Annotated in this window: 22 protein-coding genes and 1 tRNA gene; 14 read left to right on the top strand and 9 right to left on the bottom strand. The window is 36.3% G+C overall.

The features are described from left to right. Positions 1-64: 64 nt before the first annotated feature. Positions 65-1894 carry an alpha/beta hydrolase family protein gene (locus TY16_RS14230; RefSeq protein WP_052342741.1) on the top strand — a complete coding sequence of 610 codons (1830 nt, stop codon included), beginning with the start codon at positions 65-67 and terminating at the stop codon, positions 1892-1894. A gap of 957 nt (positions 1895-2851) precedes the next feature. Here TY16_RS14230 and TY16_RS14225 read toward each other — a convergent pair. Then, entirely contained in the window at positions 2852-5635 is a 2784-nt protein-coding gene (locus TY16_RS14225; RefSeq protein ID WP_043932534.1) for a TrlF family AAA-like ATPase, read from the bottom strand. A gap of 341 nt (positions 5636-5976) precedes the next feature. Here TY16_RS14225 and TY16_RS25275 point away from each other — a divergent pair, with 341 nt between their 5' ends. The 8 genes from TY16_RS25275 (at position 5977) to TY16_RS14195 (ending at position 12898) form a co-directional block, all read left to right on the top strand. Further along, positions 5977-7779 (top strand): AAA family ATPase, encoded by a 1803-nt coding sequence (locus TY16_RS25275; RefSeq protein WP_052342740.1) that lies wholly within the window; start codon positions 5977-5979, stop codon positions 7777-7779. After that, entirely contained in the window at positions 7776-8777 is a 1002-nt protein-coding gene (locus TY16_RS14215) for a hypothetical protein (RefSeq protein ID WP_052342739.1), read from the top strand. Before TY16_RS25275 ends, TY16_RS14215 begins: the two co-directional genes overlap by 4 nt. A 284-nt stretch (positions 8778-9061) precedes the next feature. After that, positions 9062-9310 carry a cyclic-phosphate processing receiver domain-containing protein gene (locus TY16_RS26925; protein ID WP_331281080.1) on the top strand — a complete coding sequence of 83 codons (249 nt, stop codon included), beginning with the start codon at positions 9062-9064 and terminating at the stop codon, positions 9308-9310. A 400-nt stretch (positions 9311-9710) separates the two neighbouring features. After that, complete coding sequence (locus TY16_RS14210; protein WP_043932533.1) at positions 9711-10400, top strand: conserved phage C-terminal domain-containing protein; 690 nt, start codon at positions 9711-9713, stop codon at positions 10398-10400. After that, on the top strand, positions 10384-10728 hold the full coding sequence (locus tag TY16_RS14205) for a hypothetical protein (protein ID WP_052342738.1): 345 nt from the start codon (positions 10384-10386) through the stop codon (positions 10726-10728). The genes TY16_RS14210 and TY16_RS14205 overlap by 17 nt, the downstream gene beginning before the upstream one ends. After that, positions 10728-12008 carry a replicative DNA helicase gene (locus TY16_RS14200; RefSeq protein ID WP_231505623.1) on the top strand — a complete coding sequence of 427 codons (1281 nt, stop codon included), beginning with the start codon at positions 10728-10730 and terminating at the stop codon, positions 12006-12008. Before TY16_RS14205 ends, TY16_RS14200 begins: the two co-directional genes overlap by 1 nt. A gap of 1 nt (position 12009) precedes the next feature. Then, entirely contained in the window at positions 12010-12090 is an 81-nt protein-coding gene (locus tag TY16_RS27295; protein WP_231505709.1) for a DnaB-like helicase C-terminal domain-containing protein, read from the top strand. A gap of 103 nt (positions 12091-12193) precedes the next feature. Continuing rightward, positions 12194-12898, top strand: a complete 705-nt coding sequence (locus TY16_RS14195) for a GIY-YIG nuclease family protein (RefSeq protein ID WP_043932532.1) — start codon at positions 12194-12196, stop codon at positions 12896-12898. 250 nt (positions 12899-13148) lie between these two features. On the opposite strand, the gene TY16_RS14190 is transcribed toward TY16_RS14195, so the two are convergent. Together TY16_RS14190 and TY16_RS14185 are read right to left on the bottom strand one after the other, a co-directional pair. Further along, positions 13149-13499 (bottom strand): hypothetical protein, encoded by a 351-nt coding sequence (locus TY16_RS14190; RefSeq protein ID WP_043932531.1) that lies wholly within the window; start codon positions 13497-13499, stop codon positions 13149-13151. After that, positions 13489-13728, bottom strand: a complete 240-nt coding sequence (locus TY16_RS14185; protein ID WP_043932530.1) for a helix-turn-helix transcriptional regulator — start codon at positions 13726-13728, stop codon at positions 13489-13491. The genes TY16_RS14190 and TY16_RS14185 overlap by 11 nt, the downstream gene beginning before the upstream one ends. 417 nt (positions 13729-14145) lie before the next feature. Between TY16_RS14185 and TY16_RS14180 the strand changes: the two genes are divergently transcribed. The 5 genes from TY16_RS14180 (at position 14146) to TY16_RS26295 (ending at position 18143) form a co-directional block, all read left to right on the top strand. Then, positions 14146-15558, top strand: a complete 1413-nt coding sequence (locus TY16_RS14180) for a hypothetical protein (protein WP_043932529.1) — start codon at positions 14146-14148, stop codon at positions 15556-15558. A gap of 149 nt (positions 15559-15707) precedes the next feature. Continuing rightward, positions 15708-15780: transfer RNA gene (locus tag TY16_RS14175), tRNA-Val, on the top strand. 315 nt (positions 15781-16095) lie between these two features. Beyond that, positions 16096-16992, top strand: coding sequence for an ABC transporter permease subunit (locus tag TY16_RS14170; RefSeq protein WP_043932528.1), 897 nt, complete (start codon positions 16096-16098; stop codon positions 16990-16992). Beyond that, positions 16992-17894 (top strand): ABC transporter permease subunit, encoded by a 903-nt coding sequence (locus TY16_RS14165; RefSeq protein WP_043932527.1) that lies wholly within the window; start codon positions 16992-16994, stop codon positions 17892-17894. Before TY16_RS14170 ends, TY16_RS14165 begins: the two co-directional genes overlap by 1 nt. Positions 17895-17981: 87 nt before the next feature. Then, on the top strand, positions 17982-18143 hold the full coding sequence (locus TY16_RS26295; protein ID WP_155922254.1) for a hypothetical protein: 162 nt from the start codon (positions 17982-17984) through the stop codon (positions 18141-18143). Between the two features lie 166 nt (positions 18144-18309). On the opposite strand, the gene TY16_RS14160 is transcribed toward TY16_RS26295, so the two are convergent. The 6 genes from TY16_RS14160 to TY16_RS14135 all read right to left on the bottom strand — a co-directional run bounded on the left by TY16_RS14160 (position 18310) and on the right by TY16_RS14135 (position 24237). Then, positions 18310-19206, bottom strand: a complete 897-nt coding sequence (locus tag TY16_RS14160; protein WP_043932526.1) for a selenium metabolism-associated LysR family transcriptional regulator — start codon at positions 19204-19206, stop codon at positions 18310-18312. A 57-nt stretch (positions 19207-19263) separates the two neighbouring features. Next, the gene (locus TY16_RS14155) at positions 19264-20316 is read right to left on the bottom strand and encodes a YeiH family protein (RefSeq protein ID WP_043932525.1); all 1053 of its coding nucleotides are present in this window, start codon (positions 20314-20316) and stop codon (positions 19264-19266) included. Between the two features lie 227 nt (positions 20317-20543). Beyond that, positions 20544-21650 (bottom strand): D-TA family PLP-dependent enzyme, encoded by a 1107-nt coding sequence (locus TY16_RS14150; protein ID WP_043932524.1) that lies wholly within the window; start codon positions 21648-21650, stop codon positions 20544-20546. Positions 21651-21731: 81 nt separating this feature from the next. Beyond that, positions 21732-22835, bottom strand: a complete 1104-nt coding sequence (locus tag TY16_RS14145; RefSeq protein WP_043934742.1) for a threonine synthase — start codon at positions 22833-22835, stop codon at positions 21732-21734. A 66-nt stretch (positions 22836-22901) separates the two neighbouring features. Continuing rightward, positions 22902-23276 (bottom strand): RidA family protein, encoded by a 375-nt coding sequence (locus tag TY16_RS14140; RefSeq protein WP_043932523.1) that lies wholly within the window; start codon positions 23274-23276, stop codon positions 22902-22904. Positions 23277-23301: 25 nt separating this feature from the next. Then, a complete protein-coding gene (locus TY16_RS14135; RefSeq protein WP_043932522.1) occupies positions 23302-24237 on the bottom strand; it encodes a LysR family transcriptional regulator in 936 nt (311 codons plus the stop codon). Positions 24238-24359: the final 122 nt, after the last annotated feature.

The following is a 24359-nucleotide window of genomic DNA, read 5'->3' as shown; positions in this document are numbered from 1 at the left end:
TTGGCATTAAAGGGTTTCCAGCAAAATTATAGAATTAATAAACACAAAGGGGAGGAATGTGGCTATGACAAATGAGAGCAAGACAACTGAAATTAGACGGTATACGCTTGAACAGTTTTATGGTTCCGAATCGATAGCGGGCAATTTTATTTCTTTTGACGGAAAAAAGATATTGTTTTCAGGGGATAAAACGGGCATCTATAATGCTTATTCTGTTTCGACTGAAGACGGAACACGGACTCAGTTTACCCATTCCGAAGAAGATGCAGTGCAAGTAGTGTCCTTCTTTCCGGAAGATGACCGCTTTCTATTTTTAAGTGATAAAGGCGGGAATGAAATCTTACATATCTATATGCAAAATGAAAACGGGGAAACGGTTGACCTGACTCCAGGGGAGCAGGAGCGGGCAGAGTTTTATCATTGGAGCAAGGATGGAAAGAGCTTCTTCTACGGTTCCAATAAACGGAATCCAGGGTTTATGGATGTGTATGAATTGGATATTGCCAGCTTTGAATCAACGTGTATTTTTACAAATGATGAAGGGTATGAATTCGGGTCGGTTTCTCCTAACAAACGCTTTATTTCACTTGGGAAATTAACCAATGCAAATGATGCAAATGTATACATTTTTGACCGCGAAACAGAGAACTTCATTCATGTCACCCCGCATGATGGAGACGTCCAGAACATTCCTCAAAGGTTTAGCGGAAACTCCGAGAGCCTTTATTACTTAACGGATGAAAATGACGAGTTCCTTTATTTGAAAAAGTATCATATTGAATCTGAAACTGCTGAGGAATTTCTCAAGGAGAAATGGGATATCGTTGCCTCCCACATCTCGAAACAGGGTAACTATCTGGTTTATAGCGTGAATGCTGATGCAAGAACAGTGGTTAAGGTCTTGAATGTGAACTCCGGCCGGTACTTGGACTTTCCTGAACTGCCTGAAGGGCAAATCATTGATTTAAAGTTTTCGGCAAATGAGGAACTGATCTCTTTCTTGTTTAGCAGCCCGACTTCACCAACCAATTTATATACCTATACTCTTGAGACAGCTGAACTGAAAAAGCTCACAGAGACCCTTAATCCAGAAATCAGCCAGGCTGATTTAACGGATGCGAAGGTGATTCGATATCCATCCTTTGACGGGCTGGACATTCCAGCTATCTATTACAAGCCAAGTGTAAAAGCTGGTGAGAAAGCCCCAGCCCTAGTTTATGTTCACGGCGGTCCTGGAGGGCAATCAAGAACCGATTATAACCCGCTATTCCAATATCTCGCCAATCATGGATATGCTGTCCTGGCAGTGAATAACCGCGGCAGCTCCGGATATGGGAAAACATTTTTTAGCGCTGCTGACCTGAAACATGGCGAAATTGATCTGGAGGATTGCATCCAGGCAAAAACCTTCTTGAAGGAACAAGAAGAAATCGATGGCGAAAAAATCGGCATCATCGGGGGAAGTTATGGCGGATATATGGTCCTGGCCGCATTGGCCTTCAGACCAGACGAGTTTAATGTAGGGGTAGACATTTTTGGAGTATCCAACTGGGAACGCACACTAAAGAGCATTCCAGCCTGGTGGGAAAGCTCCCGTGATGCACTGTATAAAAAACTCGGAAATCCATACACCCAAACAGACTACATCCGGAGCATCTCACCATTGTTCCATGCCAATAAGATTAACAAGCCGCTCATTGTCCTTCAGGGAGCCAATGACCCGCGTGTCCTCCAAGTGGAATCCGACGAAATCGTCGAGGCCCTCAAAAAGAACAATATTCCGGTTGAGTATATCGTCTTTCCGGATGAAGGGCACGGATTTATGAAAAAAGAAAACCGGATAAAAGGATATGGGGCTGTACTTGAGTTTCTGGATACCTATTTAAAACAATAATAAATGTTTATAAAAGGGATTCGCATATAATAACTGGTTCCGTTCACTTTCGTAAACATTATAAAAATAATTCTAAATGAGTGCCAATTTGCATATGAAATTGACACTCATTTTTTTGGTGAAAGCCATTTGTGCGCATAAATTTTTGTAAGGAAAGGGTACCACATATCTTATCAATAATGAAGGGTGTAAGCAATGTGGGAAAGCAACAGAAGCTAGCATGGAATTATACTACGAGGAAATGGAGTTGTTTTTCTGCTGTTTATTTGAGCAAATTATCTGTAGAGCATATGAAAAACCAACAGTCAGGTTCGATTATTCTATACATTTTCAGTAGAGAAAGCAGGGGGGAACGTTACCTATAACAATGAAAAATCTCCCCTGTTCAGTTTCACGAAGTCATTGGCAGACGAGGTGATATCGAATGGATTCAGGGTTAATAGCATCCCACTTGGAAGTATACTGTACGGAACAGGTAATTGGAAAAAGCGGACCCGGAAGGCAATAAGGATTTCGTAAAGAGGGAAATACCAGCCTGTGCTTCGGTACCCCTGAATAGATTCCGAATGTTGCAGTATTTTTGGCCTCCCAAAAACCATCTGATTGTTGGGGTCATTATGAATGTGAATGGTAGTCAATCTAGAATGAATTTTTGAGAATGGAGATTTTTTTTGAATAAGAACAAATAGAGACGAAAATAAATTCCTGCTCTATTTGTTCTTAGGTAGAATAACCAAATTCCCCGTTAATGTACCTTAACCTTGATTTTATCAATGGCATTATATCCATACCCCTTCCTATTCCAATAAGAGTTGGTAGGGTGCGACATATAAGCCTTAGCCTAAGTTATTAGGGCACCTTCTTTAGGATAAGGAGGAAAAGAATTTGCTTAAAAGGGATGTTTGAACCCCTATCGGTTCAAAAATAATGAAAATATAAATACGAACTGGAAAATGTCTAAACTTCTAACTTGTATCGTTTTGCCCGAAGTGTAAAGGCTTCTTTTCCACCTTCCATAATATTGCATATGGCTTCTTTTATACCCTGTTTCTCAATAGAACCCTCACATAGAACTTCTATATTCTTACTTTCCGAATTCATTGCTATTACCCACTCAGAGTCCCCATTAACAGGGATGTTAGCATTATGGGTAACAGCTATTATTTGGCGAGTATTTTTGGAATGGCATAAGCGGTCTACAATTAATTCATAAATAAGTTGGTTATCTAAATCATCCTCAGGTTGGTCCAATAAAAGTGGAGAATCTCCATAAGATAAAAGGAAGGTGAGGATGGCTGATGTTTTTTGGCCAGCTGAAGCATTAGATATAGATTTAAACCCAGAGGCAGCATTTGCTTTATATTGAACTTCAATTTTATCTTCTGGATATAATAGTCTAATCTTATCCATTTGTTCATCATTAAGACCCTTTATTAAGGTATTGAATCTGCCAGTAAACCTTCCATTATTTTGGCCAGTATCTTTAATAGTTGTTATCATATCACGTAACTCCGTAATATTTCGCTCTACTGGACCATTAAAAACTAAAGAATTAATGACCTGAAAATCATCTGTAAATGTATCAGGTCTTTGAAGAATTTTTCTTAGTTCAGCTTCAAAATTTTCGGAATCACGAAATGGCTTTACTTCAATTTTTATATTTGGAGTATCAGCAAGTACTGATCCTAAAAAATCTCTTCGAAGTGTAGTGATATGTTTTCTTATTTCCAAATAGGAATCTGAAATTCCTTTTAATTCATCCGATAGAGTGTTTAATTTATCTTCATCTTTTGCAATATCTTCAAGCTCCGTTCCTTTGCGATTTAACTCAGTTGAAAGCGCCTCTATATTATCTAAATCTTTTAATTCATCTGGAGTTAACTCGTCTTGTAAGGTTTGAAATTCAAATATTGCCTTTTGGAAATGTTGATTCCAAGTAGATTCCCTAATTGCCTGAATTAAAGATGCCTTTGCTTCGGTTAAAACTTTTCTGGAATCTGTTAGTTTTGTAATAACTGCGTGGAATTCTGTAGAATTCCTAGCTAATATCATTCTTAACTCTTCCTCACCATCTTGTAAGAATTCGAATTTATCAAAGTCCGGATAACAAAAGGTATCTATCATATCACTGAGTTTACTTTCTTTATCCTCAAAATCCTTAGTAACTTTTTGAAGATTAGCATTATCGGCTTCAAATTCTTGCTGTTTCTTTAAAATATTTTGATAGCCTTTTTCTTTAAACTCCAATAGCCTTTCTTGAACATCTTTTATTTCAAATTCAAGTCTAGATTTTTTTCTAATTCGATCTCGTATGGATCTTATTTGTACTGACGTAACAAAATAAGTATTTTGAGTATCTTTTAGTTCTTTTAACTTGTCATCCAAATTAATGATAGATTGGTCTATCTTCTCTCTTAGAGCATTTGGACGAGTAGCTATTTGATAAATTTGCTTCTGGGAGTATATTTCTGCACTAAACAAGTCTAAAATAGGATCTGGAGTCTCTTGGTATATACCGTTTTCATTCATTTTATAAAAAGTTTTAGAGAATTGTTCTCCATGAAAATTGGTGTAAATTATCTTGTAAGTATGTCCTAATCTTTCTATATATAATTCTATAACTGTATCATTTGTTAGGATTCCCTTTTTTTCTTCTTCGGACCTAGTATCGCATTGTTTAAAGAAATTTTTTTGTTCTTGAAGTAACTCACCAAAATCACTTATGTCAGAGTTATTTTCTAAAAGTCCTCTTATAATCCTATGAATCGCAGATTTGCCGGTTCCACGCCCCCCAATAATGGTATTTAATTGAGGGCTTAATTGTATTTTGATAGTATCTCGAGGATTTAAAACAGTATTTTTCACGACTAAACCTTTAATAAGTAGATTTGGTTTAGTGTATGGAGAAGATGGACAATCAAAGTCATTCCTTATTTTCTGAGAGGGCATTAATAAAGCGTGTCTCAGACTCTCCAAGGATATATCTTCCTCCATTTTAATCCAAGTATATCTGTTTCCTATCCCCCAAAGACCGTGTGTTGTTTTTCCGTGAGCACTAGGATTGTCAGAAAATGTAAGCATCGCCTTATCTCTCTTTTTGGCAAGCTTTACTGCATTGCTCCATTTTCTTACAAGGTCTTCATTTATCCTCGGATATCTTTCGATTAGTGCATCAAGACGTTCTTGAGAAGAGAAACTCTCTTGGTAATAAATTTCTCTATTAACCACTTGAACACCAGTAATATATGGTTTATCCATGAAATTTTGCATTGTTTGGTAACTGGTTTCACAAATACCATTATACTCATCAATATGTGCTGGAATTACAACTGCACCACGGCTAACTGCCTTTTCTGCAATTGAAAATATAGTTTCTGTTTCCTCGGTGGTCGCATCTTGTTCTGCGAACTTATGGTCCTGAATTCCACAATAATGAAGAAATCCATTAATATCACTTGTTCGCTTGTCTATATCAAATAAAATTAATAAGTGTACTTTAGATGTATCACAAGTAATTTCTACACCCGGAAAAACAGTTAATTTTGTACCTTTGGCAGCTTCAATAATTCTATCAATATAATTACCACTATTATGATCCGTAACGGCTACTACTTCTAATCCCTTAGCTATACATGATTGAACCCATTCCTCTGGAGTCACTTCCTTACTTGAGAAACATTTGCTTTCAGGTGTATGTAAATGTAAATCACATTTATACCATTGATTGCCTCTGAAATTCATCCTATACCAACTCTCATAAAATTATATTAATTTATTCAGTATTTTCTAGAGCATTAATTCCCTAGTATTAATACTTTAGTAATAAAACAAGTAATATATCTTCTTATTCTTATATGCTATGCCCTCCTAGTGCAATTTTATTTTCCATATTTATCTTCTATCATACAATAATCGACAAAGAAAATATGAAAATCTTGGCAAATAAGATAAAAATACGTAGTTAGATAATATAAAGATGATTATAATAAAATAAATGCATGATAAAAATAGGGCTAAAAAAAGTCAAGCGGGTTACTTCAAAGGGAATCAGTCAATTCAGATATATCAAAGAGGGGGAAAATATGGAACTTCAGTATATATTTATTCAGGAATATAACAATTTTATAATTGAACAAGGTTTTAATTTTAGCGGTAAATTTAATTTCCGTTACAATAAACCTACCGAAGGCAATATTCCTGTAAGATTATTTATCACAAAAAACCCCAATTATATTAATAACTTTTATTCATTAGAAAGCGAGACTGATAATACAAAAATAAGTAATATTACTGCCATTGTTGGGGAAAACGGATCGGGCAAATCAACATTATTAGATTTTATAAAAGAGCACTTAAGTAGGGGGAAGTTTAAAAGTAATGTAATAATAGCATTTTATGATCAAAGCATATTAAAGATATACAAGCCAGAAAATATGGAATTAGAAATACATTCGAAGGATATAGACTATAATATAATACCAATAAAAATTGGATCAAAGTTTAAACCTACACCATTAGAAGGATTAGAAAACACAAATTTTATATTTTTTTCAAATATATTTGACTTAAAAATGAGAGAAATACAACATAGTAAATTGCTAAATATCTCAACTAATTATTTGTTAGAAACAGCAGTTAAACAATCGGGATATTTAAATCAAAATGAAATTTCGGTTCATCGATTTAGAGAAATGGATCGACAGTTAAAAATGATTAATGAAGAAAAAAATGAATTATTAAAAATTCCTTTTTCATTACCTAAATATGTAAAGGTATCTTTCTTAAATACAGACTTAGAGAACCAAGAGGATTTCACGTCGGAAATCTTAGACATGATGGATGAATTTCAGAAGGACCGAGATAAACAGAAGACGAGAAATAGGTTAGAGATTTTTGAATTAAATATATTATTATGCTTAATATATCATTATTTAATAGAAATGCACTACCAGAATTCAGGTTTTGACGTTTATAAGTTATTTATGGATCATTATCTAAATCAAAAAGGTACTTTTAAAGAAAAAGTCACTACATTATTGGATAAAGCGTCAGAAAAATTTCAAAATAGTGAAGTTAACAAAATTAATTTAGCAAAGAACTTGGTTTCTTTTTTTGAATTTATTATTGAAAATGGGATGAACAATGTTATTAATGTGAAGCGGATGACTTTTGAATTTAGTGTAAATGATAACGCTTTATTTAAAGAACTAAACTCGTTATATATTGACACAATTGATGTGCATGAATATTTATCGTATGGGTGGCGAGATCTGAGTTCGGGAGAAAAAGCCTTATTAAATATATATTCAAGATTTTATTCAGTAAAGAAACAAATTATAGAGGATAATATAATTGTCTTGATTGATGAAGGTGAAATTTACTTACATCCTGAATGGCAAAGACGATTAGTTTATAATTTAATTCAATTTCTTACATCACTTTTCAAGAATAAAAACATCCAAATTATCATTACTTCTAATTCGCCATTTATAATTTCCGATCTACCAAGTTCTAGTATCATTTTTTTAAAAAGAACAGAGGATTCTAGCAAAATAATTAGTGGCTTAGAAGAACAACATCACACTTTTGCAGCAAATATTCATAATTTATTATCTCATTCTTTTTTTATGGGGGATGGTCTTATAGGTGACTTTGCCAAATATAAAATAAACAAAATAATTGATTTATTAATGAATAGTAAAGCAGCAGAAATATATAGATATAAAGAAGATATTGAAAAAACAATTAATATAATTGGAGAACCAATTATAAAAAATAAGTTGTTAAGTATTTTAAATGAAAAGATGAGTGTTAATATGATGAATATTGATGAAAAAATAGGTATGTTGGAAAAACAAATTGACGAATTAAGGAAATCAAAATGATAGGGCTAAATAATATATTAAACCATGGGCTAGACAGCTTAAGTATACGTCATTATGATTATTTTCAACCAAAAATTTCCAGAAAAATACAAGGAATATTGCAGAAAAGAATAAGAAAAGAGCAGAAAAAGTTTTTTGACTACATTATTAATAATTTAACAAAAATACTTGTAGGGAACCCTAAAATACTTCAAGATATTATATATGAAATTGAAAGAGAGTTTCCTGATATTTCCGAGGATATAAAAAATAAAAAAACAATACATAAAAAACTTACAGATATTTTCAATTACAACAATTTTGTTAATACGTATGATTCCTCAAAGTGGGGGGCATATGCTTTAGCTGAAAACGTAAAGATTTCAGTTTGTCCCTATTGTAATAGAAATTATATTCACACTTTAAACACTGAAGACGGTAGAACCCGCCCGCATTTTGACCATTTTTTTGATAAAGCTACTTATCCATATTTAGCATTGTCCTTTTATAATCTGATACCTTGTTGCTATATTTGTAACAGTAGTTTAAAGCGAACCAAGAAATTTTCATTAGGCACTCATATTAATCCTTATATTGAAGATTTCGGGGATAATGTAAGGTTTTCGGTTCAGTTCAGAAAGAGCCACGATAAAATTGACTATGTTAAACTCTGGGATGGTTCAATAGATGTATTCGATATTAAGTTGAAAATTAATAAAGATATAAAGATGGATTATTCAACCTTAAGGAAGATTGCTAGAAATGCAAAAACTTTTAAAATTAATGAATTATACAACTTTCACAAAGATTATGTCTCGGAGTTAATAATTAAATCAAAAATATATGATGAGACCTTAATAAAATCTATTGTCACTAATTTCCCGAGTATCTTTGACGATGATGATATGGGGAGACTAATTTATGGAAATTACATTAAATCCGATGATATACACAAAAGGCCTCTAGCCAAATTAACTAGGGATATTGTAAAGGAGTTCGGATTAAATAAATCTATTTGAACTGCTTTATAAAAATTTATTAAGACGTTGTCCAATTGGCAGCGTTTTATTTGTATATCTTGTATTAACGTATTAAATTTTATGCTTACTACACTTTAATAAAGTATGTTTCCAATAACATATAGTTTGTCCCTACCATTCAAAATTATAAAAGTAATATTGGGTAATAAGAAATTATAATTCGAAAATTAAAATAGGATAAAGGATAGGATTTATAACACTGTTAAATTAACCGCGAGAAACACGGATGAGGCCATACTTTATATCTAGAATTTTGCAATTATATACTATTACTTGATCACGATATAGGAGAAGATGAAAAAGGAAATCTATTACCGACTGGCTATGATTTAGTGAAATATTTTTGTGAAAAGGGATTGCGGACCAATAAGATATACCTGCATACCGATAATGGCGTTGGCCGTGATAACATGTATCATACCCTTAAGGCTGCCCAAAGAAGAAGGTTTATTGATCCTGATATAGAAATTTACCACTACTCCATTACTCCAAATAGATACACTGAAGTTTGAAAAACCAAGAAAAAGACTTATCTTTATTCCTTATAGTTGAAATAATATTATATTTTAAATTCCAAAGTAAATCCCTATACTAATTAGTTTGGGATTTACATCTCTTAATACACCACCGTTAGGATTCCCTGCCAAGCCCAAATTGAGTTGTCCAATGTAGCACTTTCAACAATTGGTTGCATTCAACCTGACCCGCTCATACCATAGAGTACTTCATAGATTACAACAAAGATATATACATCCCCGGTTGCTATCGCAGCCGGGTTATTTTTTGTGTCAAAAATTGTTCATATTTGACCATGTCCTTTTTGGGGGGCTCATCTATATATAAAGGGTGAGAGGCTGGAGTGATATTGTTTGACGCGATGCAGTGGTGACTACTAGAAACGGAGGTTTTTGTATGAGCAATTTGTTGATTAATGAACGGCCGATGATGGTGATCCCGGCTTTGGCAGTGAAGATTGGCTTGAATGAAGCGATTGTGCTGCAGCAAATCCATTATTGGCTGAAAAAGAAGCTTCATGTGATTGAGGGGAGAAGCTGGGTGTATAACACCTATAAGGAGTGGAACCAGCAGCTCCCGTTTTGGTCGGAGAGTACAATCAAGCGAGTGTTTAAAACACTGGAGGACCTGGGCTATGTTCTATCGGGCAATTTCAACAGATCCAAACTGGATCAGACTAAGTGGTACACAATTGATTATGAAAAATTGAAGGAGCTTGATGAAAGGGAAACCATTACAGAAGAAATTCTGCCGGAGTCTGAGATTCCAGAGAAACTGGAATCAATTGAGGAGATTCCGGTTGCTGAAGTGGTGGAGTACTTGAATGAAAAAACCAACTCGTCCTATAAGGTTGGGACAGGGAAGACCCGGAAGCTAATCACTTCCCGGTGGAAGGAAGGATTCAGGCTGTCTGATTTCATGACTGTCATTGATAAAAAAGCGGATGAGTGGCTCGAACATCCGAAGTGGAGCCGATACCTGAGGCCAGAGACGCTTTTTGGTCCAAAGTTTGAATCATATTTAAACCAGAAGACTGCCAAAACAAAGCTGCGTGAGGAGGATTTCCGCTTTGATGACGAAACGTGAAGTGTTTTTACTATTAAAGATGATCACGACTTATTATGAGCATTTTGTGGTTGACCAGGAGAAGGTCGACAATTGGCACAAGCTTTTGAAAGAATCCTCCTTTGAACAGTGTAAGCAGCGGCTTTTAGCCCATGCCGCTGTTTCTCCCTACCCGCCTAGAATTTGTGATTTTGCTTCTAAACCGGCTGCTGTAGGGAGAGCGATACCTAACTGCAATGAGACAAACTATGTTCTTTTTCAGCGGGAAAGGCCAGCAAGTGCGGAGGTAGCCGAGGCACATATGGCTAAAATCAGGGAAATTCTTGGGATCGAAAGGAGGAATTCATAATGTCTGTTGTAGCAATGAGCTATAAAGAGGGTGATGGACGGCTGGTAAACTATGAGGCTGAAGAGGCATTTGTCGGGTCGTTCTTTCTAGATGGAACGCTGATGCAAGAATGCACAGTCCAGCCGATTCAACTGTATACCTATAAATTAAGAAGTCTATTCTCAGTTATTTGCCGGCTGTATGAAAAAGGTAAGCCGATTGACATCATCACGGTTGCAGAGGAAGCTGGCATTCAGGAGCTTGAGAGCCTTGGAGGTATTGGCTATCTCACCGATATCGCAATCAGTGTTCCAACCACCGAAAATTTTCAATTCTATCAAAACACAGTCATGGAATATCACCAAAAAAGAAAAACAATTGAAATTGCCGGAAAAATTAGGGATAGGGCACGGGATGGAGATATCAAGGATGTCCTTAACGAAGGCATCAAACAACTAAGGCTGATTGAAGAGGTGCAAGGAACCGATGATGCTGGGGACATCAGAACTGGGCTCGTGGACTTGTATATCGACTGTGAAAAGGACATAGGGGAAATCACCGGAGTTCCTTCAGGATTTTACAAACTGGACAAGCTGACCGGCGGTTTTCAGGAGTCAGACCTAGTGGTCGTTGGTGCACGCCCAAGTATGGGGAAGACAGCCTTTGCACTGAACATTGCATTGAATGCAGCTAAAGAGGATGTGACAGCTATTTTTTCTTTAGAAATGCCAAAAAGACAATTGCTGCGAAGGGCCGCAAGCTCTATCGGCAACATCAGCAGCATTAAGATGAGAAACCCAAAGCAAACCTTTAATCAAGAGGAATGGAATAACTTCCAGTATGCCATAAGTATCCTTTCGAGATTAAACATGAGAATATTCGACCAAGCAGGAATGGACATTAGCTATATTTGGACAAAGGTCAGGCAGTTGAGAAAGGAATTTGGTGAAGAAAAAAGGATTCTAGTGGTAATTGATTATCTCCAACTGATTACCGGCAACCCCAGACATCAAGCAAATCGCCAGGCAGAAGTCAGCGAAATCAGCCGATTACTCAAACAAATGGCCAGGGAAACGAATGCAGTGGTCATTGCGCTATCCCAGCTGAGTCGAGGAGTAGAAAACCGTCAGGACAAACGGCCAATGTTATCGGATCTGCGAGAGAGCGGACAGATTGAACAGGATGCAGATGTGATTGCGTTTCTGTATCGCGAGGGATATTACGAGAAAAAAGAAGAAGAGAGAGCTATGAAGGAAACTCAAACACACCAAGGGACAACCGGCAGAAAGCCAGGTAATTGAGGTGATCGTCGCCAAGCAGCGGAACGGACCAATCGGGACAGTTGAATTGGCATTCATGATGGAAGTGGGTAGGTTTGGGTGAGGAGGGGTTGGTCTTAATCTACGGTATTGAACTTCAAAAGAGATGAAGAAACAAAATTGATAAATAATGTTAAATATAAATGATGAAGGTTGGGGGAGGTTACATGGAAAATTGGGAATATAAATATAAAAATATTCATCTTACTCCTACTATAAGTAGAGATCTTATTCTAGAAATATTTAATAGAAGCACAGTAGAGAGAAAAACAATAATTCAAGAAATTATAAAAATCCATATAGAGAGAGGTGGAAAAGAACCCAGAGCGAAAGATAGGCCCAGAATGGTGAAAAAGGCGTTAGAACGTTTAGTGAAGGAAGGGTACGCCACAAAACGTTCACTGGGATATTGGCAAATAAATAACGAAAACAAAAGTGACATTATTGACATTGTGCCAACTCCTGATGAAAGAGAACATCAACCAGAAAAAACAAAAGATGATGATGAAGCGGATATTATTTTGGGAAGGGGTCCAAGTGCAGTTTATTTATATTATTTTCCTAGTTACAAGAAAAATAGGGTTAAGGATACATGGGAATGTAAAATCGGGAAAACGGATAAGGATCCAATGCAAAGAATAAGTTCTCAAGCTTCAACAGCTTTGCCCGAAAAACCTAAAGTAGCAATCATAATAAAAACAGACAACGCACATGCTTTGGAGCTGGCTATTCACAATATCCTTACTTATAGAAAGAAAAATTTAGACACTGCTTTAGGAAAAGAATGGTTTGATACCAATCCTGATGAGTTTCTTACTATTGTCCTATTCATCTCACAATCAACTCTACTCTTTAATGAAAAAGCATGCTAACTCTGAGCATGCTTATTCCTATTAAACTCCATATGATCAATAACTCTTCCGATAATACTCCAACTGATTCTCCAGTATCCCGAATGGAACTAAAACTGTTAGAAGCCGGAGAAGTATAGCAAACTTTTTTCTGCTTTCATACATTACTACATACGTCTATGAGAGTTTAGAAACGTATGCCTCCAATAAAAAAATGACTTTGATGCTACAGGCACAATTCGATAGCCAGCCCTCTCTCTGCGAACTTTCCTTACGATAAATCCTTTTTATATTGGATGGCCAAGTATAATCCACCTGCTAAAATTGCTAACGCATATTTGAACAAGAAAAAGATGGTCCACATATAGTCTTTGGGAAAAATCATGTCACATAGAAGAATTGCCAACAACACACAGTAAGCGCTTTTCAAATAGATAATATTTGTCCGTTCATCTGCTGGCCCAATCTTCTTATGAAAAATATAGGTGAAAATCACACTACCCATAAGGAGTAAAAAACCAACTCCAATGAGAATATTCCAGTTTCCCGTAGATTGTTCAGCCCAGGACTTTAAAGGGTGAAAAATTGCGTTATGGATATCTGAGAAAAAATTAGTTATCATTTTGATCATTTCCTTTCTCATAAGTAAATATCTCGTTTACATCAACATTAAAAAAATCGGCAATGCGAAAAGCCAGCAGCAGAGTGGGAACATAATTTCCTTTTTCCATTACGAAGATAGTTTGTTTGGAAACCCCAACTTTTTCTGCTAATTCTTGCTGAGACATTCTAGCAAGTACACGATGTTCATAAACCTTATTTGATATCGAATCACCAAAATCTTTCTTCATGACCTTCACCTCTTGAATAAAACTATAAACTTATCTTTTATAAAAGTAAAGTAAACTTATACAAAATAATAAAATATCTTTATGTTTGCTTAAATTAGTTTATTTAACAAGGGCTAGAATGCAGAAAAAACCTGACGATATTCATGATTCCGTCAGGTTTATATATCGGTCTGGTGTATTTTATGTTTTTTGGTAGTGCATATTATGATATTCCGTGGTGAAAAGAACGGTTAGAGTGGTGCAGTCGGATGACAATATTCTCAATCATGGTATAAGTTTTATGGAGAATTTGTGTGATTATTTTATTTGCGGAAGGATAAGGTAAATAAATTATCTAAGTCTATTGCTTTAGAAAGTTCCCTTTATATGGTATATTATAGGTAAAAAGAACTTGTGTTCGCTTTGGAGAGTGGTACCATGCCAAAAATGTTCAGAGATACCCGTCGCCAAGGAAATGTAAAAAAGAACATAGAAATAAATAAGAGGAAAAAAGAAGCTCTTAATGAAAAGTTTCTAACTCGCGTTCAAATAAAAGATAAAGCGATAAAACTAAACGATAAATCAGAGGATCTAAAGCAAATAAAAGAAATCCATAAAAAGTTGAAAAAGGCACAAAAAGAGATTGAAGCCCAAAAGAAACTTATCCATGAATTAAGAGAAGAGAACAGGCTAGAAAAACAAAAGAATGAGTCATTGAAAAGGGAAAAGTGGGAGTTGCAAAAGGAGTTGAATCTGGAAACCAAGCGGCTTGAAATAAAAACCATGGAGTTACATACATCTCTGCAAAAAGAAATAAAACAGACAAAAGAACTGGAGTTGCAGCTCGACCTGCTCAAAAAGGAAAAACGTAGAAAACGAGTCTCTGATAAACAAAAAAATTTGGCCAATCAGGTGAAGCAGCTGCGAGAACAAAATACGGCTTTAAAACAAAAGTTGGACAATTTTGATTCAATCGTTATCCAGGAACACGGCGACTTAAGGGAGGAGCTAGCAAAGTTACAAAGAGAACTTGATACATACAAAGTTTTTGAAAATAACCTTAGAAGCAATCCTGAATTGCTAATTAGTTATTTCCAGGGGCGGTTTGGTGCCAAGTACTTACCTCAATTATTACTATTGCTGGAGCAGTACATTTCCAAGGAGAATCTAAAGTATTTTTACCTTGAGGGTCAGAATGTTTTTTATACCTTTATGAGGAGAGTTGGGTTACTAGGCCATTTATCAAAAAAGCGAGCAAGTCCTTATATACTAAGGAATCCAAAGTATTTCCAAGAAAGTGAACGCCTCGGCTATCTTGCCTTTGAAGACGGGGAGTGGATGTTCACGGATTTAACCACCACCGCAGAAATTAACTCTTTCCCGGTTAAGGATAGTTCAGTTATTCCCTCTGATTCAACAGATTTACCTGCAAGGGCCAGGGTACAGGAAGGCGTAGCGGAAATAACCCGCCTTTACTCCTGGTTTGAATTTAATCCAACCAGTAATGTACAAAAAGTTAGTAGAAAAGCTTCAAAGCAAAAGGAATATAAAACATTTGGCAACTTCAAAATTTTAATTGTTGGATCCAGACTGATGAATAATTACATGTCTCGTCTTGAAAAGCATGGTTGTTTGGTTCAAGTTCACAATCCCTATGAAGACGGATTTGAATTATTAAAAGGACGGGTTGGAAGAGCGGAAATCATTCTCGTGTGTGAGCGGCATGTACCGCATAATGTATGGGATTATATTGATAGGCGACAGCCCTACGTAAGCGTACTCAAAAAGGATAGTGCAGACTTAATTTCAACTTACACTTATTTAACTCTGCAGAGATGCGAATTAATCTGATATCAGAAATGAGACACGTTTAAATACATAATATGTGAAATGTAAGAGAGGGGTATGAGATTTTTTAAAAATCTCATATTCCTCTTGACTGTTATATAAAATCCTAGTATAGTAATAAATGTCCTCATCAAGAGGCATAACAAAATAACGATTCCGTAGCTCAGCTGGGAGAGCACTACCTTGACAGGGTAGGGGTCGCTGGTTCGAACCCAGTCGGAATCATAACTAGTCCTGATACTTATTGTATTAGGGCTTTTTTTATTTAAAAATTTCCTCTTACCTAACAAATGATGTGTCATCTTCCGTACGAATTTGATAGAGAGCCTCTCTCCGCTTCTTGTATGAAAATGAGGACTGTGGCTGCCGGCCAGAAAGAAAGTGATCGATTCAGTCCCTTGCTGGATTTACCTTACGAGTACCAAAATGAAGAAAAATGGAAACTCAATACAACTTTTTTCGTCTATAATGAAGGAGTCTGCAACTTCCATAATATTTCCTATCTTCTAGGCTTTTCGCATTTTATTGAAAGGAGACAGAATGATAAATTTCCCACTCAAATTTAACACGTACATATTGTCAAAAGCCCTTAAAATTTGCTTAAAAGCTCTACTGCTTTTTTTTAGTGTGCTTATTCTGGCTTGCCTGAAATTCTTATTCCTTAAGGAAAATTCTTTCGGATTTTACCCGTCTGAGTTTGTCCAGGCCGTTGCAGCGACGGTTAAAAATTTATATGGATTAAAAAATGGATCGATCATGCTTCCTTATACATTTGACCCTGTGCCCATCCTTACTTATTTGCCAAACGCCTATCGCTACTCGCTTACATTATTGTTCGGTGCTTTATTTCTTGGTGTAGGATTGGCTTTCATTTTTCTGTATCTCTACCTTTGGCTACCGCTCGGGGTAAGGAGGCGGGTAAGAAAGCTTGTTTCGATCCTTGAGACGCTGCCGGATCTTTTCATCATTATGAGCTTTCAATTTGCAGTTATTTATTTGTATAAACAGACGGGTCTGAAGATATTGCAGCTATACAGTTTGGACACGGAAGTATATATCATGCCGATCATTTGTTTAATGCTCGTGCCGTTTTTTATGCTGCTCCGAATCATGATTACTGTATTTGAAGAGGAATATGAAAAACTCTATGTGGAATTTGCAAAGGCGAAGGGGCTCAGCCGACTGGAAGTATTTACGAAGCATGTCCTCAGAAATATCGTGTACTCTTTTACTCAATATCTCGGAGTCATTTATTGGATGATGATTACGAGTTTGATTTTAGTAGAATACCTTTCTTTGATTAATGGTTTTACTTTTATGCTATATCGATTTGTGTCAGGGGAAATTTTTATTCTTGGAGTCGGCTTGATTCTGCTTCCTTATGGCTTCATTCTACTTGCGGTAAAGCTTCTTCTTCGTAATAGGAGTGCAGCATGATGAATAATTTTAGAAAAACATTGCTATTGGTCGCTGGTTTGCTTCTTTTCTTGTTGGCTGTAAGTATTGTCTATTCTTCTTTTTTTAAAACAGATAAAGAACCAGAGCGCTTTATCTATAATGACAAAGGCGAAATTATTGAGAAAGCGCCATTTCCGCCATCGCTTTCGCATCCACTGGGAACAGATGAGGTAGGGAATGACCTTGCACTAAGAATGGTTGAAGGCGCCAAGTTTACACTCGTTTTTATTACCAGTGTATCTTTACTGAGAATACTGATAAGCATGATTCTCGCATATCTTCTAGTTTTTCCTTTGAGAAGGATAAGTGAATGGGTTGAAACCGTATTTACTCCCTTCCGGTATATTCCGGGCATGATTTTGGTGTTGCTGCTATCGCCGGATTTGCATCCCTTGTCTTACCAAAATAGCATTTGGCAGCTGGTCCTGTTTCAATTCATTCTGTTTGTATTAATAGGAATACCGATTTTATCTACCCTTCTAGTAAAAGAATCCCGGTATATATTAAACAATGAATATATCATAGCTTCCCGGCAGCTGGGTGCAAGCAGCTGGCATATCTATACGAAACAAATTCTTCCCGTTTTAAAAAACAGGCTGATTGTGGTATTCCTGCAGCAACTGTCTATCAATATGCTGCTTCTCATCCAACTTGGCGTTTTTCAATACTATATTGGAGGAAGAAAACCGGGAAACATTGCGGGAGATGGAGAGGTAGTCCCGAAGTTTTTATCAAGATCCGGAGAATGGGCAGGCTTGATTGGTTCCGGTATTGATGAATTCATTAGGGCACCTTGGATCTTTTTCGGCCCTTTGTTAGTCACCGTCAGTTTTTTAATCATCATCAAGATACTGGCAAACCGGGTTGAAGATCAACGATAAAGTCACACTGTTTTCGTATAGATTGTTGCTTTGATTGAAGAAAATGTATCTATATATAAATAAGAAAGAAAATGAAAGGGTGATAGTATGAACCAAAGCAAAGAAGAAAAAGAATTATTCGATAAGTGCAAAGATAGATTAAATACACCAAAAGAAGAGTGGATGAAATACGAAGGTCCTGAACAGCTTAAGAATTTGATAATGGAAGACAAAAAGAAAAGAGGATGGAAATTCAAAGGCGAAAAATAAGAAGGATTTACGCCTTTCTTACCGCAACTTTAAACCGTTAAGAGTCTTACACCATATTTAGCACAGGCCTCCACAATGTAGGATAGGCCAAACATTCTTTTAACCTTTAAAATTTTATTAATAACAAAACCGGCAGGCGGCTTGTGTCCGCCTGTTTTATTTCCCATCATAAAGAATTGTATTTCCCTTCAATGAGTTCAATCAGCTTTTTGCTCGGCAGTTGCAGCAGTTCTTGATCATATACCATATAGAAACTCCGGAGCATGCGAATGTCCTTGATTTCGATTTGTTTTAATGTGTTTAATTCCAGCTCTTTTTTTACAGCTGATTTGGATAAGATCGAGATTCCCAGGCCTGCTTCGACGGCAGATTTGATTGCTTCGGTGTGATTTAGCTCGATAACAACCTTAAGTTTAGATGGATTAATATGATTTTTTCGCAGAGTATCCTCCATAACTTGTCTAGTTCCAGAGCCTTTTTCCCTAATAATAAAAGGAAAGGTAAGCAGCTGATCAATGGTGATCGTTTCTGTATCAACCAAGTAGTAGTCAGGGGATGCAACAACAATCAGCTCATCTTCAGCAAAGGGCTTTTGTTTTACAACCGGATAAGAGAGCATAGATTCAATAAATCCTAAATTAATTTCCTGATTATTTAACTTATCCACTATTTGATCTGAATTAAAAATATTAAATTGGATATTTACCAACGGGTACAGTTTACTAAAATCAGCTAAAATAAAGGGAAGGATGTGCTCTCCAATCGTTAAACTGGCGCCAACCTTTAAGTCTCCGTGGACAATTCCTTTTAGCTCTTCCAACGCATTAGTCGTTTCGTTCATTAGTGTAAGTATTTTTTTTACTTGAATATATAGAATCTCCCCGGCAGGAGTCAGGGAGACTTTTTTTGTGGTTCGTTCAAATAATTTGCAGTCCCATTTTTCCTCAAGATACTTAATTTGCAGACTGACAGAAGATTGAGAGAGGTGGAGGTCCTTTGCTGTTTGAGAGAAACTTTTATTGTTAGCTGCTACATAAAATACCTTTAAATAATCAAGATTCATTGCCTTCCTCCTAGTACCTGTCTTCTGCTATTGTACCAAAAGGGGGGATGAATTTCCTTAGGAAAAGTGGTGATAGATTAATAAGAGAATAGGAGTTAACGCGAGCACGCCAAGAAACCCAATTCCTGCAACTGCAATTGGTTTTATGCCTACTTTTACAAAATCAGCCCATTTAATATTCATCCCAAGCCCAACCATTCCCATTGCCAGAAAGTACGTACTGAGAACGAGCAGATAGCTGATGAGTTTCTCGGGAATCAATTGGAATGTGTTGATGATGCTGATAAAAAGGAATCCAAAGATGAACCATGGAATAGGTAAGGTCTTATCACTTTTTTTATCTTTTTGAGACCCCTTAGTCATAAAGAAGCTGATGATTAATGCAACCGGAATGAGTAATAGGACTCTTCCAAGTTTAACAAGTATCGCCATATCACTGGCTACATCTCCGCCAGGAACCGATGCCGCGACGACATGAGCCAGTTCATGAAGAGTTGCTCCAACTACTATCCCAAACTGACTTTCGTTTAATGGTAAATAAGGAAAAAGGAAGATATAAAAAAGGGCTCCTATTGTTCCAAAAACGGCTATGCACGAGACCGCAATCGCTGTATGTTCCTTCTTATTGTTAATGATGGGAGCAACAGCAACAATGGCAGCAGCACCACAAATAGCTGTCCCAGCAGCGAGCAGAATGGTTAACTTATTATTAATGCGAAAAGCTTTTCCTAAATATAGGATAAAAATCATCGTGAAGAGGATAACGAGTGCATCAATGATGAATATGGAGGGCCCAGCGTTACTTATATCAGCAAAACTTAATCTGAAACCTAGAAGGATAATCCCCGCACGCAGAAGGAATTTACTGCTGAAATTTGTACCTAAACTTACATTTACTGTAGTGGGCATTGAAACCGAATTTCTCCATATTGCCCCAAGTAAAATCGAAATGATCATAATCCCCATAATCGAAAAAAATGGCAGCCTGGCAATCTGTCCAGCTACCAATGCAAAGATTAATGTTAAAAGAATTCCAAATCCATATCCTTTATAATCTGGCCTTTTTTTCGGTTCAATCAACTCTAATTCCTGAATTCTTTCAGCGCCCATCAGCTTCACTCCACTCAACTCATTTGACTCTACGTTAACATAAATTCTTATCAACATTATTTCGAATGTATAAAGTGATTTATTAGATATTTTCATAACTGATTAAGTTTATAGGTAACAGGGGACAAGGGGACTATCGAAAGTTTTACAAGTAAAAAGACACAACTAGCGGTTCAATCGCGCTGGTTGTGACTTTAATTACCTTATAACTTATGAAAATGAGTGATTCATTGCAATTTTCCTCTGCACTCTACTAATAGTTCTTCCACGATTTCGCCTTCTGAGATTAAAAAGGCTTTCTCATGTAAATTACAAACAGGGCAAATATGATTAGGGATGATTTGCACTTTATCCCCTACATTCACCTGATTGCTGAAATCCTCATTGTAGATGATAGCATGTTCGTCGAAAACACCAAATAAATAGACATCGTCAAATTCTTTAATACGACCAAGTCCTTTTGTTTTTGTAAGACCTTTAGTTCTAGTTTGGGCTGTAATTCCTTTCGCCCCTACGTCTGTAATAACCCGCTCCTTAGTAGGTTTACTAATGATGGTCGTAAGAACTGATGCTGCACAGCGATCATATGTACCGATTACATTTGCCTGTGAGGAATCCATAAAAATATAAGTCCCAGGCCTGATTTCTGTTATACCATCTGGTATTTCAAATTTTAACATGAAAGGGGGGGTAGAACCGATACTTACGACTTGTGGTTTGAGATCCATCTCTTCTGCTATTTTCGCAAAATGCAGTGTCCTTTTTACACTTTCAACATATAGCTCTCGGCATTCATCTATACTTTCTGCCTTATATGTATGTCCATCATGGGAAAAAACACCTTTAAATTCAACATTTTTACATGACTTTACCGCTTTCAATAAAGTGCGAAAATCACTTTCTTCTATAATCCCGGAGCGTTCCTCTCCTACCTCAATTTCTACTAGCACTTGAGCTTTTTTCTTTGCTCCTTCGAAAACTTCTTCAATTTCAGTTACTTGGTAGATACTATCAATGCCAAAAGAGATATCAATGTGCTCTGATAGTTTTCTAATTCGTTCAATTTTTGATTTACCGACAATCTCATTGGCAATAAAAATGTCCTTTAAACCATTTTCAGCCATCACCTCGGCTTCGCCGACTTTTGCTACCGTAATACCTACAGCGCCTAACTCCTCTTGTAATTGGGCTAGCTTCGGCATTTTATGAGTTTTGGTATGCGGCCGTAAATTCACTTTGTATTTGTCAGCATAATGTTGCATCGAATAAAGATTATCCATCATTATGTTTCTATCAACTAAAAGTGCTGGTGTTTCTAACTCGAAATAGTTCATTTGTTTCTCTCCTTTATAGTGTTATAGCTTTATTGGATTATAGTAGCAAAGCTAGAGACTCGCATTTAACCGAATGTTCCGTTAATTTGACTTAATTCCCGCCCCACATAAAGGAATAATAATCTTTTCAGAAGATGAGTGTTTGTATTTTAAGTATCCAGCGTAGTTCGCAGCCGTTGTCGGTTCTACATAAAAACCTTTCCCAGCCAGCGTGATACGCGCTTGGATAATTTCTTCTTCAGTTGTTGTAATTATTTTCCCATCCGTAGCACGAATTTTTTCTAAAATTTGAGCGGCTCGAGCTGGTGCCGCTATTGCGATTCCTTCCGCGATTGTGCCTTTATTTTCGACAGGTTCAAACGGACCCTGGCTCATAAAGCCTTTCGCTAAAGGGGCACAATTTTCTGCTTGAATCGCAATTAACTTCGGCATTTTCTTTATAAGTCCACTCTCTAGTAATTCCTTAAATCCATAATAGGCGCCTAACAATAATGTACCGTTTCCAACAGGAATAATAAGGGCATCTGGTGCACATTTCATCTGTTCCCAAATTTCATAAGCATATGTTTTTGTTCCCTCATAAAAAAACGGGTTATAAACATGACTTGCATAAAATATATTCTCTTCATTTACAGCTGTTTGCGCAGCTTTAGCTACATCTTCCCGTGTACCTTTAATTGACCGAACGTTAGCACCATGAGCTTTAACCTGTGCGATTTTTTTCGGTGACGTTCCTTCTCTGAGGAAAATATCACAAGCTATAGCAGCACGTGCAGCATATGCCGCAATCGATGTTCCCGCGTTCCCGCTACTATCTGCAATGACTTTCGTAACACCAATTTCTTTTGCTTTAGCAATTAATACTGCTGCACCACGATCTTTAAAAGATAATGTAGGCATCATATAGTCTACTTTGACAAAGGTATTCGGCTCCGTATGGTCTAATTTGATTAACGGAGTGTATCCTTCACCCATTGTAATCTCCTGCCAAGTCGTTGAGCTCTTTTTAAATGGCAAAGCATCTATGTACCGCCACATTGTTGGAGGCCCTTCTTGCAGCCTCGAAATATCAAAGGTTGTCTTATCTTTTACTAAATCCAACAAACCTCCACATTTGCACTTCCAAATCTTTTCTGTCACATCATATGTAGTTGCACATGAATAACATACATATTGTTCCTTAATTTCTCTCACTCCTTTTTTGACATTATTATATGTTTAACTTTGGGATTAATAGATTCACAATTTAATTTAAATAAATGCAATGGCTTCAATTTCTATTTTAAAACCAAAATGCAGCTCATTCGTTGGTACAACTGATCGTGCTGGTTTATGGTTTTCGAAGAATTCTTTATAGACACGGTCAACACGATCCCATAATTGTATATCTGGGATATAAAGTGTCATTCGTAAAATTTGATTCTTTTGGCTGCCTGCCTCATTTAAAATAAACTCAATATTTTTCAGTGCTTGTAGCGTTTCTTCTTCAATTGTGCCAAACTTCTTTTGTTGTGTTATCGGGTCAATGGCAAATTGGCCAGAAACGTAAACAATATCATTATGAATTGTTGCTAATGCATAATGGCCGTTAGACTTCAAATTGCCTACCTGAAAAATACTCTCCATTTAGAACACCTCTAAATCTATTGATTTAATTTTCTATCCCATAAATAGCTCTCTCTGATAAATTGAAAAGTGCTTGAAATTCTGCATGTGTTTTTTCGAGGAATTTAATAAATAATTCAGCAGCTTTAGTTTGAATTTGTGTATCCCTAGTCGCGTAGAAGAACTGTTGAGTTGAATCAAATCCCTTAATGTTTAATGCGCAAAGCGTTCCTAGTGCTAATTCCTTTCTAATCGCACCTTTAGAAATATAGGAAATCCCTAGGCCAACTTCTACAGACTCCTTAATAATTTGGAGGCTGCCAAATTCCATTATTTCTTTAGGACTAATACCTGTCTGCTGAAACATATGTTCTGTTAATTCTCTTGTACCAGAGCCAGATTCGCGAATTACCCATGTTTCAGATTTCAATTCTTCTGTAGTGACTAATTTCTCACATCCCAACCGATGATTAATTGGGACAATCACCACCATTTCGTCAAGGGCAAAAGGTTTGATTAGTAAGTTAGGATGTTGAATTCGGCCATTAATGATCCCGATGTCTAATTCGCGTCGAAGTAGTTGTTCAATAATACGGTGTGTATTCTTAATCGTTATTTTTGGTTTGATATTTGGATAATTGGTTTTAAACTCACTCATAATTTTTGGAAGTGAGTATTCACCGAACGTGTAGCTTGCCCCAATCCATAATGCACCACTTGCTGTCGTATGTATATCTTCAATGAATTTGTCCACAAGTGCATATTGCTCCATAATTTCTTTGCCGTGATAATATAAAATTTTTCCTGCTTTCGTTAACCCAATATATTTGTTGCTTCGCTCCAAAAGCTCCATTCCATACTCTTTTTCTAAGGATTTTATCGCCTGGCTAACAGCTGATTGCGTGATGTATAGTTTATCGGCAGTTTTAGAAAAGCTATGTTGTTCAGCAACGGTTAAAAAGATGTTTAGCCGATGGTCCACCGTCAACTCACCCCCTTACCATTAGAAAAACTTATAATCGCTATTAAAAATAATCGATTTACTAACTAAGTTTAGCATATTATTATGAATATTAGTAATATTCTTACAAATGTTAAAAGGGG

The organism is Bacillus sp. EB01 (assembly GCF_000613125.1).
Classification (GTDB): domain Bacteria; phylum Bacillota; class Bacilli; order Bacillales; family Cytobacillaceae; genus Bacillus_D.
Note: the sequence above shows the minus strand (reverse complement) of the source record. Positions and strands in the feature narration are given on the sequence as shown.

Coding starts and splice junctions, on each gene's coding strand:
- TY16_RS14210 (WP_043932533.1), top strand. CDS start 9,711: ATGAGCAATTTGTTGATTAATGAACGGCCGATGATGGTGATCCCGGCT.
- TY16_RS14165 (WP_043932527.1), top strand. CDS start 16,992: ATGAATAATTTTAGAAAAACATTGCTATTGGTCGCTGGTTTGCTTCTT.
- TY16_RS14195 (WP_043932532.1), top strand. CDS start 12,194: ATGGAAAATTGGGAATATAAATATAAAAATATTCATCTTACTCCTACT.
- TY16_RS14160 (WP_043932526.1), bottom strand. CDS start 19,206: ATGAATCTTGATTATTTAAAGGTATTTTATGTAGCAGCTAACAATAAA.
- TY16_RS14155 (WP_043932525.1), bottom strand. CDS start 20,316: ATGGGCGCTGAAAGAATTCAGGAATTAGAGTTGATTGAACCGAAAAAA.
- TY16_RS14170 (WP_043932528.1), top strand. CDS start 16,096: ATGATAAATTTCCCACTCAAATTTAACACGTACATATTGTCAAAAGCC.
- TY16_RS14180 (WP_043932529.1), top strand. CDS start 14,146: ATGCCAAAAATGTTCAGAGATACCCGTCGCCAAGGAAATGTAAAAAAG.
- TY16_RS14140 (WP_043932523.1), bottom strand. CDS start 23,276: ATGGAGAGTATTTTTCAGGTAGGCAATTTGAAGTCTAACGGCCATTAT.
- TY16_RS25275 (WP_052342740.1), top strand. CDS start 5,977: ATGGAACTTCAGTATATATTTATTCAGGAATATAACAATTTTATAATT.
- TY16_RS14215 (WP_052342739.1), top strand. CDS start 7,776: ATGATAGGGCTAAATAATATATTAAACCATGGGCTAGACAGCTTAAGT.
- TY16_RS14150 (WP_043932524.1), bottom strand. CDS start 21,650: ATGAACTATTTCGAGTTAGAAACACCAGCACTTTTAGTTGATAGAAAC.
- TY16_RS14185 (WP_043932530.1), bottom strand. CDS start 13,728: ATGAAGAAAGATTTTGGTGATTCGATATCAAATAAGGTTTATGAACAT.
- TY16_RS14200 (WP_231505623.1), top strand. CDS start 10,728: ATGTCTGTTGTAGCAATGAGCTATAAAGAGGGTGATGGACGGCTGGTA.
- TY16_RS14230 (WP_052342741.1), top strand. CDS start 65: ATGACAAATGAGAGCAAGACAACTGAAATTAGACGGTATACGCTTGAA.
- TY16_RS14190 (WP_043932531.1), bottom strand. CDS start 13,499: ATGATAACTAATTTTTTCTCAGATATCCATAACGCAATTTTTCACCCT.
- TY16_RS26295 (WP_155922254.1), top strand. CDS start 17,982: ATGAACCAAAGCAAAGAAGAAAAAGAATTATTCGATAAGTGCAAAGAT.
- TY16_RS14225 (WP_043932534.1), bottom strand. CDS start 5,635: ATGAATTTCAGAGGCAATCAATGGTATAAATGTGATTTACATTTACAT.